The 11,205-nt window shown below is 63.4% G+C and carries 10 protein-coding genes; 4 read left to right on the plus strand and 6 right to left on the minus strand.

Annotated elements, in window-relative coordinates; all coding sequences use genetic code 11:
• Positions 1-293 precede the first annotated feature (293 nt).
• A complete protein-coding gene (locus ACVMB1_RS35305; protein WP_076824752.1) occupies positions 294-1,514 on the minus strand; it encodes an ABC transporter substrate-binding protein in 1,221 nt (406 codons plus the stop codon).
• A gap of 203 nt (positions 1,515-1,717) precedes the next feature.
• Positions 1,718-2,080, minus strand: a complete 363-nt coding sequence (locus ACVMB1_RS35310; RefSeq protein WP_083714868.1) for a DUF1304 domain-containing protein — start codon at positions 2,078-2,080, stop codon at positions 1,718-1,720.
• Between the two features lie 190 nt (positions 2,081-2,270).
• Between ACVMB1_RS35310 and ACVMB1_RS35315 the strand changes: the two genes are divergently transcribed.
• Positions 2,271-2,795, plus strand: coding sequence for a methylated-DNA--[protein]-cysteine S-methyltransferase (locus ACVMB1_RS35315; protein WP_141340233.1), 525 nt, complete (start codon positions 2,271-2,273; stop codon positions 2,793-2,795).
• Positions 2,796-3,218: 423 nt separating this feature from the next.
• On the opposite strand, the gene ACVMB1_RS35320 is transcribed toward ACVMB1_RS35315, so the two are convergent.
• The 4 genes from ACVMB1_RS35320 to ACVMB1_RS35335 all read right to left on the minus strand — a co-directional run bounded on the left by ACVMB1_RS35320 (position 3,219) and on the right by ACVMB1_RS35335 (position 6,461).
• Entirely contained in the window at positions 3,219-3,524 is a 306-nt protein-coding gene (locus ACVMB1_RS35320) for a hypothetical protein (RefSeq protein ID WP_168858260.1), read from the minus strand.
• A gap of 40 nt (positions 3,525-3,564) precedes the next feature.
• Positions 3,565-3,939: a response regulator transcription factor gene (locus tag ACVMB1_RS35325; protein WP_076824638.1), complete on the minus strand. Its 375-nt coding sequence runs from the start codon at positions 3,937-3,939 to the stop codon at positions 3,565-3,567.
• Between the two features lie 102 nt (positions 3,940-4,041).
• Positions 4,042-4,716, minus strand: a complete 675-nt coding sequence (locus tag ACVMB1_RS35330) for a response regulator transcription factor (protein ID WP_076824640.1) — start codon at positions 4,714-4,716, stop codon at positions 4,042-4,044.
• On the minus strand, positions 4,710-6,461 hold the full coding sequence (locus tag ACVMB1_RS35335; RefSeq protein ID WP_244558657.1) for a PAS domain-containing sensor histidine kinase: 1,752 nt from the start codon (positions 6,459-6,461) through the stop codon (positions 4,710-4,712). Before ACVMB1_RS35335 ends, ACVMB1_RS35330 begins: the two co-directional genes overlap by 7 nt.
• Positions 6,462-6,829: 368 nt before the next feature.
• On the opposite strand from ACVMB1_RS35335, the gene ACVMB1_RS35340 reads away from it, so the two are divergent.
• The 3 genes from ACVMB1_RS35340 to ACVMB1_RS35350 all read left to right on the plus strand — a co-directional run bounded on the left by ACVMB1_RS35340 (position 6,830) and on the right by ACVMB1_RS35350 (position 10,782).
• The gene (locus tag ACVMB1_RS35340; RefSeq protein ID WP_057015418.1) at positions 6,830-7,096 is read left to right on the plus strand and encodes a hypothetical protein; all 267 of its coding nucleotides are present in this window, start codon (positions 6,830-6,832) and stop codon (positions 7,094-7,096) included.
• A gap of 387 nt (positions 7,097-7,483) precedes the next feature.
• Positions 7,484-8,839, plus strand: a complete 1,356-nt coding sequence (locus ACVMB1_RS35345) for an HlyD family efflux transporter periplasmic adaptor subunit (protein WP_244558658.1) — start codon at positions 7,484-7,486, stop codon at positions 8,837-8,839.
• Positions 8,836-10,782, plus strand: coding sequence for a glycosyltransferase (locus tag ACVMB1_RS35350; RefSeq protein WP_076824643.1), 1,947 nt, complete (start codon positions 8,836-8,838; stop codon positions 10,780-10,782). The genes ACVMB1_RS35345 and ACVMB1_RS35350 overlap by 4 nt, the downstream gene beginning before the upstream one ends.
• The last annotated feature ends 423 nt before the right edge of the window (positions 10,783-11,205 follow it).

Consider the following 11,205-nt stretch of genomic DNA (forward strand, 5'->3'; position numbering starts at 1 on the left):
CTGGAGGAACCGTTATTGCAACGCAAGACGAGCACTGCCGAAAAGGTGAGCGATTTCAGTCAACCAAAGTAGGGGGCGTTGCGAAAAGGTGGGTGGAGCGGCGCGAAGGTTGGGGCCCGGCTTTACCTCGCCCCCGCCTGCGGGGAGAGGTCGCATCGCATCGAAGATGCGATGCGGGTGAGGGGGAGTCTCCGCGGGGGCAGCTAATGCAGCGGTGCGCGGAAGCAGCCCCTCACCCCGACCCTCTCCCCGTAAGAACGGGGAGAGTGAGTGAAGTCTCGTCCCGACCGCGGCTAGCCCGCCGGTCCGGTGTCCTCGATGATCGGGCCGAACAGCTCCCAGCGCTCGCCGTTGAACTTCATCATCTGCATCTGCTTGTTGATGCGGTAGTCGTTCGGCCCCGTCGTGATCGACATGCCCGGCAGCGCGAGGCTCGGCACGAACTTCTTCAGGCTGGTCACCTGCTTCATCAGGTTCTCGCGGGTGAGGTCGTCGCCGCACTGCTTGAGCACCTGGATCAGGAGCTCGGCCGTCGAGTAGCCGTAGGTGTTGACGGTGTTGAGCTTGTCGCCTTCCGGATAATACTTGTCCATGAAGGCGAAATAGGCCTTCACGCCGGGATCGTCCTTCCATTGCGGGTCGGCGGGGTCCTTGCCGTAATTGGTCGAGATGATGCCCTTGGAGATGTCGAGACCGGCCGGCTTCAGCGTCGCCGACACCGGGCTCGCATTGATGTCGAGGATGTGCACCGGGTTCCAGTTGAGGTCGGCGATCTTGCGGATCGCCTGCGCGGCGAATTTTGGTGTCGAGGCGTCATAGACCAAATCGACCCCGGCGGCCTTCAGCTTCACGATCTGGGAATCGACCGTCGGGTCGGTCAGCTCGTAGGACACCTCGGTGACGATCATGCTGGCGGCCTTGTCGCCGAGCCCGCTCTTCAGGCCGGTGATGTAGTCGCGGCCGAGATCGTCGTTCTGGTAGAAGATGCCGATCTTGGCGTTGGGGTGATTGGCCAGGATGTATTTGGCGTAGATGCGTCCCTCGGACTGGTAGTTCGGGTTGAACGCGATCGTCCACGGCGCGTTCTGCGGGTCGGAGAAGCGCGAGGCGCCGGTGGAGGCGAGCAGCTGCGGCACCTTCCTGGCATTCAGATATTTCTGCACGGCGGCATTTGACGGCGTGCCGATGATCTGGAACGTGAACAGCACCTCGTCGCCCTCGACAAGCTTGCGCACCTGCTCGACCGCTTTCGGCGGCGAATAAGCGTCGTCATACTGGATCAGGTTCAGCTTGCGGCCGTTGATGCCGCCCTGATCGTTGATCATCTTCATGTAGGCCGCCTGGGTCTTGCCGATGCCGGCATAGGCGGATGCGGGGCCGGAGAACGGCACAGTCTGGCCGATCTTGATCTCGGTGTCGGTCGCGCCGATGTCGTATTTCTTCTGCGCGGTGGCCGATGTAACCGACAACGCGATCGCAAGCGCCGTCGCAGCGAGCAATTGCACGCTTCTCATGTCCGTGACCTCCCTGTTGCCGGTGATCTTGTCCGCAAGCTCAGGCCGGCGGATGTCACCGTTGCACGGGATGATGGAGGAACGGCTGGGCCATTGCAAGACGATGCACCCTGCGCGCGATGTCGCGTTTGAGCATGGTCCGGAAAACTGTGAAGCGGTTTCCGAGCGGATCATGCTCAAGAAAACAAAAGCGCGCCCGCGCTTTAGGCCAGCCAGAGCTGGATCAGCGCCAACGCAGCGGGAGCCGCCTGCACATAAAGAATGCGGCGGCTGACGGTGGCGGCGCCATAGGCACCGGCGACGATCACGCAGAGCAGGAAGAATGTCTTGATCTGGAACGCGAAGGCCGGATTGCCATGTACGAGGCCCCAGATCAGTCCGGCGGCGAGGAAGCCGTTATAGAGCCCCTGATTGGCGGCGAGCACCGCGGAATCGTTTGCCTTCTCGATCGAGTTGCGAAACGTCTTCAGCCCGAGCGGCTTGGTCCAGAGAAACATCTCGAGCACAAGGAAATAGACGTGCAGCATGGCCACCACCGCGACCAGAACATTGCCAAGCAACAACATATTGCGGCCCCCCAAAGCTTCGGTTCTGATTGAATCAGAATCGAAGCTCAAGATTCTTGTTTTGGCGCGTTTTCTTCACGCGAACCGGTCTCCGCTTCGCTCGAAAAACGCTCTACCCAGAATTCGGGTGGACGCTAGCATGCGGGCGGTGAATTGTATGCTGGCCGATCTGCTTGCCCGAGATATGACAATGGCCGACCGCAGGACTCCACAGACCTTCAACCTCGACCGCCTCAAGACCCCGATCGGCACCGCGCTGCTGGTGACCGATGACGACGGCGTGCTGCGCGCGCTCGACTGGGACGATTATGAAGGGCGCATGCTCGACCTGCTGCGGCTGCATTATGGCGCCGTGACGCTGCGGGACGGCCACGCGCCGGTTGCGATGCGCAAGGCGCTCGGCGATTACTTCAAGGGCGATCTCGATCGTCTCACCGATGTCGAATGGCGCGTCGCCGGCACGCCGTTCCAGCAGAAGGTCTGGCACGCGCTGCCGAACATTCCGCACGGCACCACCATGAGCTACGGCGCGCTGGCGGCGAAACTGAACGCGCCGAATGCGATGCGCGCGGTCGGCCATGCCAACGGCTCCAACCCGATCAGCGTCGTCGTGCCATGTCATCGCCTGATCGGCGCCAACGGCTCACTGGTCAAATATGGCGGCGGGCTGGAGCGCAAGCGCTGGCTGCTACGCCACGAGGGCGTGGAGGTCTAGAGCGTTTTCGAGTGGGAACCGGTTCGCGTGAAGAGGCGCGTCAAGACAACGATCCAGCAATCCGCTTCGGCCGCCGGTGTGGCGATCAATCGAGATCTTCGCTGGGCATGTTACGCAGATCGCGCACGACATAGAGGAACACGACGAGCGAAGGCACCCACGCGAGTATCGCTCCTACCAGCATCGCATCGACCGTCGTCATGTGAGACTCCTTGCGCGTTGTTGGCCAACGTCGTCAGATCGGCTTTTTCGATGGGGCGCCGGTTCTGGGGAAGGGATACAGCCACTTCCAATAGGCCTTGTTGCGCTCCAGCTGCCGCTTGTGGATCTCGCGACACTTCGTCGAGCAAAACTGCTCAAAATACCAATTATGCCGGATCAGCCCGAAAGGCCGCTTGCAGGCCGGATTTCCGCAACGAGCTGTCATGACGCTGCCTCCGCATTCGCGCGCCAAAGCCAGCGGATGAAGTCCTCCTGGCCTTTGTAGAGGCAGAGGCGTCCGCAGTAGCGTTCGCCCGCCGGATTTCGCAAACAGATGATCTTGGGCTCTTCGCTGTCACACTGGGCGCAGCGCGGTTCCGCACGCATGGCGACCTCCCTCCGAGGAATTGCCATTTGCCAATCAAAATGTCTGGTGCTGTCCTCGCCGTCGATCTTCCCGAAGGACGACGATGCGAAATCTCGCGCCGCCGCCGTCCATGCGCAACTTGTCCAGATGTTTTGTGGCATCATCCTTGCGTATAGCCGGCCTGGTGATGGCTGATCCAACTCACGCACCCGGCGCCGCGCTGTGCTGCCTGAGGGCGGTATCGAGGCATTTGATCAGGACGTCCCCGTCGCAGGGCTTGCTCAGAAAGCAGATCGCTCCAGCCTTCAGCGCCCGGACGCGATCGCTTTCGACCGAGAACGCCGTGACGAAAATGAACGGAAAGCGGTGTCCGCTGGCAATGAGGTGGCTCTGCAGGTCGAGCCCGCTCATGGCCGGCATCCTGACATCCGCGATCACACAGGATGTGTCATTCAGGCGGGGCGAGTGCAAAAATTCCTCGGCCGACGCGTAGGTCTCGACCGCGTAGCCTAGCGACCTGACGAGATTGTCGGTCGCGGTGCGAACCGACATGTCATCGTCGATGATTGATATCACTGGCGGGTTGGGCAAGGAGGTTATCCCGGGCCGGAAGGGCCTCTGGCGTGTGCATCATGTGGGGACCACAGTGCGTCGCCAATCGGGGCCGGAGAATCATACTTAGGTTTGCGCCCCGCCGGCTGCCGGTCCGATCTGGAGCATCTGTGCCATCCTGACCAGATCGGGTAACGACTTTGCCGCCATTTTCCGCATGATGTGCCCGCGGTGTATCTTCACTGTGATCTCGGCCACACCGATTTCGGCGGCGACCTGCTTGTTCATCAACCCCGCCGTGACGAGCGTCATCACCTGGCGTTCACGCGGCGTCAGGGTCGCGAAGGCGGCGCGCAGGTTGGCAAGAACCTTGGCCTCATCGCGACGACTCCTGTCGCGCTCGATCGCCGTCGTGACGGCATCCAGCATGTCCTGATCGCGGAATGGCTTGGTCAGGAAGTCCACAGCGCCGGCCTTCATGGCCCTGACCGTCATCGGGATATCGCCGTGGCCGGTCATGAAGATGATCGGAATATCGATGCCCGCCTTCGCCAGCTCCCCCTGAAAGTCGAGGCCGCTGAGCCGGGGCAGCCGGATGTCGAGGATCAGGCAGCTCGGGACATCCGGAGGCTTGCGCTGCAGAAATTCATGGGCCGAGCCGAATGCTGCGGTCCGCAAGCCGACGGACCGGAACAGATTGCTCAGCGCGTCCCGCACGGATGCGTCGTCGTCGACGACGAAGACGATGGGATCCTCGGCGTTTGCCAGACCAGAAGGCGATGCCGCGCGCCCGGTCACCATGCATGATCCTCTTCGTGCAGTGGCAAGGTGAACTGGAATGTCGCGCCGGGGCCGCTATTTCCGGTCACGGACAGGCGGCCTCGGTGGGCTTCGACGATCGATCGGCAGATCGACAGCCCCATTCCCATGCCGCTGGCCTTGGTGGTGTAGAACGCGTCGAACAGCCGTTCGGCATTCTCGGTCGCGATTCCGACGCCGCAGTCGGTGACCGTGACCACGATCTGCCCGGCCTCGTCATGGCGCGTCCGGATTACGAGTTCCCGCGGCCGGTCCGTGACCGGCTGCATGGCCTCGATACCATTGAGGACCAGGTTGAGGATGACCTGCTGCAGCTGGATACGGTCGGCGACGACAGACGGGAGCGCGGGAGCGAGGTCGAGCTGCAAGGATACCAGGTGACGCTGCAGTTCATGCTGCACCAGCCCGATCACCTGGTTGATGACTTCATTGACGTCGAGTGGCGCCTTCTGATCGGTCGTCTTGTTCACCATCGCGCGGACGCGCTGGATGACCTCGCCCGCCCGGTTGCCGTCGCTGATGATCGACCTGACCGCGCCGCGAGCTTCGTTCAGATCGGGGGCCGCCCGGTTGAGCCACCGCAGGCATGCCGCGGCATTGGTGACCACGGCGGCAAGCGGCTGGTTCACTTCATGGGCGATCGATGCGGCGAGCTCGCCGAGCGCCGTCACGCGCGTGACGTGTGCGAGGTTGGTCTGCGCTTCGTGCAACTCCGCCTCGGCTCGCTTGCGGGCGGTCACGTCGGTGACCGCTCCGATGAATTCGGTGTCGCCCGAAAGATTCGTCACCGCATGCGCCCTGGCGTGAACAAATTTGATCGCCCCATTGGGCATCAGCAATCGGTAGCCGTGTTCGAAGTCCTTGCCGTCGAGCGAGGCGCGGTCGATGGTCCGTTGCACGCGGGCGCGATCATCCGGATGGACGCGCTGCAGGACCGTGGCATGTGTGATGGAAGGAGCCCTGTCGAATTCGAAGATCCTGAACGTCTCTTCCGACCAGATGATCTCGCCGCTGGCGACGTGCCAGCCGAAGCTGCCGGTGTGGCTCAATCGCTGGGCTTCGGTCAGGTACATTTCACTCTGCTGCAGCGCATTTTCGGCGTGCTTGCGCTCGGTGATGTCCTCGCATGCGATCAGCACGATCAGCTGATCGCCCAGCCGCCGCACCGCCTTGGCGTTTTCACGAACCCAAATCCGTGAACCGTCCTTGCGGACCTTCCGGATTTCCCAATTGTGGGTCTGGCCGATGTTGTCGAGGCATGTCGCGACGTTGCGCTGGACCATGTCCCGGTCTTCGGCGGCAAAGACCCGCAGCACCGATTGTCCAAGCAGTTCGTCGACGGTGTAGCCGAGCTGCGCCGCGCCGAACGTGTTGACCGACAGCACGAGCCCCGTTGCGTCGACCATGAAGTACATGACCGGGTTGTGCTCGAATACCTCCTTCCATTGCGCTTCGCTGTTGCGCAGCGCCTCCATCGCGCGCTCCTCGCTGCTGGCTCGGCCGCGCAACATGGCTTCCATCCGCCTTTGCGAACGGCCCACCAGGCGGATCATCAGCAATGCGGCGGTCAGCGACGCGACGAGCAGCGCCAGGGCAACCAGATGGGCGGAAGCTGCCGGCTGCGGACCTAGCAACAGCCCGATGCAGGTTGTCGCCAAGGCCAGCACCATGCCGCCGAGCAGCCATTGCTCGGCCGACCAGGACTTCGTGGTCGGGTCGCGGATCATCGGCAGCCCAGCACTTGGCCATCATCATGGGCCGCGCTGCGTCGCTAGGTGACTGCTACCATCAGCGGCGACAACGTCGCCCTCCCAATAGACTGTATATTAGCAGCTTTCTTGCCGCCCGGGCGGGATGACGCCGGCCTTTTTGGCGGTCCACGCCCGTGGGATCGCGCAGAAAGCGAAGCCGTTGAGCGCGCTCAGGTCCAGGTTGCGACCTAAACTCAAGTATGAGTCGTCCCCACCGAATGTAACGGTCGGATCAACCTCCGTTCAATGGCCCGTTCCATCCCGGTGACTACGCTTATTGGGCAACTCGACGACGGCAGAGATTTCCGGGGTTCAGCAATCGCCAATCAGTGACGGAGATTGAAATGCCCAGCGCGCGCCTGCATCTGATCGTTTGCTCCGACGACGTCGACCACGAGGCAAGGCCTCAGAGACGCGATCGCAGCTTCCAGCCTTCCGTTATCGTTGGTGGCAGGCAAACAGCAAGCACGCTGACCGACAACCCGTGGATCGATCTGCTGGACGCATTCGATCTGGGCGTGGTGGTCTGTCAGGCCAGCTACCTGGCCTTGCTGGGAGCGAGCCTGGCGGCGCTGCAGCCGCAATTCGACGCGCCAGACTCAGGGCGGTAGCCGGCCCTGAATTCCAAGTCCGGCAGGCTGCCGGGACCGAAGCGCTGGCTGCTCACGCCTGGGTCGCGCAAGACGGGTCCGATCACAGCCTCCGTGAGAGCCCGGAATCCATTCCCCGCCTAGCCCCGGCCCTGATGGATTCCGGGCTCAGTTCTGCAGACGCCCTCGGCTGCGCAATGGCGCACCGCAATGATGGGCGGAGCAGGTCGACGGCGCGGCTCCCGCGCCAGGCTCCCGACGGCGGCAAATTGCAGCAATTTTTTCGAAAGATGCCCGGTTCGCTTTAGCCGCTTTTGAAGCACCTGATTATTGGATCTGTCCGGCAACGGCATCGCTCTGCAGAGCTGTGCGTTGGTTCGCGCACTGACAGATCAGGGGCCGGTCATTATGAATCAGGCACAGCAGCACAAGCCGCCTCCCGAAGACAATAATTCCGTCACCAGGAATGAGGCCGACGGCGCACGGGGATTGCAGCGCGATCTGCAGGAACGGCTGCAGCCGGAGCATGACGCGCCGGCCAGCGATAGCGCTCCCCATCCCGAAGCGCCCGCAGGCTCAGGCCGGATGGTTCGCCGCCTGCTCAAGGTCGGCATTGGCCTTGCCATCGTCACCGTCTTCGGATGGCTGCCGCTCAGGGCTGTGTTGCAGACCTCGAGCGTGGAGGCCGTGGTCAACGCCAGGATCGTGACCTTGCGCTCACCGATCGACGGCACCGTGAGCGCGAAGCCGCAGAAATCCACGCAGCTCAGCGTGGTTCACGAGGGCGATGCGATCCTTCACGTCGTTAACGCACGCGGCGATCGCGCCCGGCTCGATGATCTCCGGCGACAGATGTCGCGGTTGGAAAATGAGCGCCCGAGTCTGGCCGCCAAGCTTGCGGCCGCCGAGACGGCGCAACAGGATCTTGCCCGCCAGGCCGGCCAGTTCCGTGACGGCCGCATCCTTCAGCTCGAGGCCCGGATCGCCGAAATCCAGACCGCGATCGAGGCCGCCGCCGCACGGCGGGAGGAGGCCGTGGCCGCCGTCGAGCGGGCGTCGTCGCTGATCAAGTCGGGCAGCGTGTCGACGGTCGAAATGGCCCGCCTGACGCGCGAGCAGGCGATCTCGCAGCAGACCGAAATCGGCGCTCGACGGCGTCTCGACGCCGCCAAGGTCGAGCTCACCGCGGCAAGGAATGGCACTTATCTCGGCGACAGCTACAATGACCGGCCGAGCTCCGTGCAGCGCGAAGAGGAGATGCGCCAGCGCGTTAGCGATCTGCGCGCCGATCTGGCGCATGCCGACGCCGAGATCGACTGGCTGACCCACGAGATCGCAGCCGAGCAGCTGCACTACGTCAACCGGGCGGAAGCCGACATCAAGGCGCCGGTCGGCGGGCGCATCTGGGAGATGATGACGTCGCCCGGCGAGGACGTCAGGGCCGGGCAGCCCTTGCTCAAGCTGCTCGATTGCAGCGGCGCGGTGGTCACGGCGAACGTCACCGAGAGCGTCTACAACGGACTGAAACTCGGCGAGCAGGCGAGCTTCGAGCCGAATGACGGCAGCGCCGCGCTGCAGGGCGAGATCGTCAATCTCACCGGCGCGTCGGGCGCGCCCGCGAACCTTGCGATCAATCCGGATGCGCTGAACAAGGAACCCTATCGGGTCACGGTCTCGATGCCGGCGCTCGATACCACGGGCAAGGATTGCGCGGTCGGCCGCACCGGGCGCGTGGTGTTCAACGCGGACGTGGCAAAGTCATGATGGCGGCATTTGCGCCCGGGCTGGTCGCCTTCGGCGCCTGCCTTGCCATCCTACCCCTGCTCCGCCGCGAGCAGACCCTGGCCCGCGTCATGATGACCGGCATGTCGTTCGTCCTGCTGGTCCACTATTTCGCGTGGCGGGTGACCCACACCTTGCCGCCTCCGGGCCTCACCGCCGACGCGCTGGTCGGCTATCCCTTCATGCTGGCCGAGGCGGCCTCGATGATCGCGGTATGCCTGTCGCTGCTGTTCCTCAGCCGCACGATCGACCGCTCACCCGAGGTCAATTCGATCCTGCGCCGATCGAAGCTGCCCGCAAACGCGCCGCTCGTCGACGTCTTCATCTGCACCTACAACGAGGAGAAAGCGATCCTGGAGCGCACCATCATCGGCGCGACCGGGCTCAACTATCCCAATTACCGCGTCTGGGTGCTCGACGATGGGCGGCGGCTCTGGCTGCGCCGGCTCGCCCAGGAGCTCGGCTGCAACTATCTGGCCCGTCCGGACAACCGCCACGCCAAGGCCGGCAACATCAATCATGCGCTCCAGCACGTTTCCGGGCTGGCCGAGCGGCCGGAGTTCATCTCGATCCTCGACGCGGATTTCGTCCCGATGCCGGACTTCCTGACCCGGGCGATGAGCCTGATGCAGGACGGCAGCGTCGGCGTCGTGCAGACGCCGCAGCATTTCATCAACCCGGATCCGATCCAGACCAATCTTGCGGCGACCGATGTGTGGCCCGACGAGCAGCGCTTCTTCTTCGATATCCTGATGCCGGCCAAGGATGCCTGGGACACGGCATTCTGCTGCGGCACCTCGTCGCTGATCCGCTTCTCCGGCCTGATGCAGATCGGCGGCTTCCCGACCGATTCGGTGACGGAGGATTACCTCGTCACACTGCGGCTGAAGGAGAAGGGACTGCGCACGGTCTATCTGAACGAGCGCCTGACCATCGGACTCGCGCCGGAGGGACTGAAGGAATACATCACGCAGCGCGGACGCTGGTGTCTCGGCTTCATGCAGATCTTCCGCGGCCGCAGCGGGCCGTTCTCGCGGCAATCGAAGCTCGCCTTCATGGACCGGCTGTCGCTGGTCGACGCCTTCATGAGCTGGGCGGCGGTCTACGGCACCAAGGTGTTCGGCCTGGTCGTGCCGTGGCTTTATCTGCTGTTCGGGATCAAGGCGGTCCATGCCGACCTGTTCGAGCTGCTAAAATATTTCCTGCCGTTCTATGTCTGGCACGCCTTCACGATGGCCTGGATTTCGCGCGGCCGCTCGCTCGCGATCATGACCGACGTGTCGCAATACATCGCGGCGCCCGCGGTGCTGAAGGCGGTCGTGACCGGCCTCGCCAGGCCGCAGGGCCACAAATTCAAGGTGACGGCCAAGGGCGGCGACCGCAACCGCCGCTTCATCGAGTGGCCGCTGCTGCGGCTCTACGGTGCCGCCCTGCTGATCACGCTGTTTGCGATCGCCTACGCCTTCATCCTGCATCTGCGCGGCGAAAACATCGCCTATGGCGGGCTGGCGCTGGCCTGGAGCCTGTACAATTGCGTCGTGCTCGCGATCGTGTGCTTCATCTGCATCGAGCAGCCGCGGCGCCGCAAGGCCGAGCGGTTCGAGCGCGACGAGCCGATCCTGATCCATCAGGACAGCGAGATGCGGCTGATCCGGATGGCCGATATCTCGATCTCCGGTGCGCGCTTCATCGATCCCGTCCCGCCCGCCATCGGTTCCTTGATCAAATGCAATGTCTACGGACAGAACGTCGCCGCGACTGTGGTCCGGCGCACCCGCGACGGCTTCGGCGTCCGCTTCGAGGACGCGGTCGCGACCCGGGTCAATGTCGTGCGCGCATTCTATGCCGGCGAATATGTCCGCGCTTTCCAAGGCGTGCGCGCCGCGCCGGTCGGCAAGGCCCTGCTGATGCGGCTGTTCGGCTAAGGCACGGTGAGATTAGGTCGAATGGCGGCCGCGAAGGCGGTGCGCCCGCTCCCCGAAAGGGCGGGGCTATCGCAGGCCATCGGCCGTGACGACGTGGAAGCGTTAAAGAAGGACGCAAATGACATTTGCACCCAGGGGTGAGTGTGCATCTGCGCAATTTCGGATTATTGGAAGAGTATCCCTGAGTTGCCCGACGCGTCAAGTAGCCTGGTCGAACGCCAGCCACTGCCGGCTACTTTGCATGGGGTTGTTTTCGATATTTTGGCAACGCGCCTCCCCAGCAAAGGCAGGGCAATCGCAATGGCTCCAGCACCGCTGTTCCCGCGCCGTCATGGCCGGGCTTGTCCCGGCCACCCACGCCTTTTCGCGAAACCAAGACGCGGATGCCTGGCACAAGGCCGGGCATGACGAGTTTGTGGAGCT

It is taken from the genome of Bradyrhizobium sp. USDA 4504, from assembly GCF_054063995.1.